Source organism: Oleiphilus sp. HI0125 (assembly GCF_001635355.1).
This window is the reverse complement of record NZ_LWGF01001189.1, coordinates 1-828: the sequence shown is the minus strand read 5'-3', so window position 1 is coordinate 828 and position 828 is coordinate 1. Positions and strand designations below refer to the sequence as shown.

The window sequence follows — 828 nt, the reverse complement described above, 5'->3', positions numbered from 1 at the left end:
GTGTGATTCACACTGGTCGTGATGATTTGAACCAATACAAAGCGATGTTCGCAAACGATACTGACAAGCGTACGCTTTCAGATGCTTGTGATGGTGCTGACGTGTTTGTTGGTCTTTCTGGTCCAGACCTTCTTTCTGTTGAAGATTTGAATCGCATGGCTCCAAACCCAGTTATCTTTGCATGTTCAAACCCTGATCCAGAGATCCAGCCTGAAACAGCTCTTGCTGCACGTGATGATCTAATCATGGCGACTGGTCGTTCTGATTACCCGAACCAGGTGAACAACGTTCTTGGTTTCCCATTCATCTTCCGTGGAGCGTTAGACGTTCGTGCTAAAGCGATCAACGAAGAGATGAAAGTGGCAGCGGTTCACGCAATCAAAGATCTTGCTAAAGAGCCAGTTCCTCAAGACGTTATCGATGCTTACGGTGGTGAGGCGCTTGAGTACGGTAAGGACTACATCATTCCTAAGCCGCTTGACTCCCGTTTGCTTGGCGCTGTATCAGCAGCAGTAGCGAAAGCAGCTGTTGATTCTGGTGTTGCGCGTTTTGGTTACCCAGAGCACTATCCATTGAGCACTGTTGATGACATCAAGTAATCAATAGTCTTTTCAAAAAAGCCGCATCTAAGTATGCGGCTTTTTTTTGTTCAAGAATTGAGGACGAAGCCGTGATGAGTAATTCGATCAGCTAAATCGAGGTGCTTAGAAAATATCCTCAGGGCGAGCAGTACTTTCGCTCGGAATGGTGTCGAACTGATCTAAGCTCGGCGGAGTTGCCCGCTCTTCTTCAGGTTTGTTTTCGGTTCTAAAGTATTCAAACAGTGTT

1 protein-coding gene is annotated in these 828 nt (G+C 46.4%); it reads left to right on the top strand.

Annotation, left to right across the window (positions count from 1 at the left end):
• Positions 1–599, top strand: a 599-nt coding sequence (locus A3762_RS20565) for a malic enzyme-like NAD(P)-binding protein (protein WP_304439312.1), incomplete at its 5' end; no start/stop codon positions are given.
• Between the last annotated feature and the right edge of the window lie 229 nt (positions 600–828).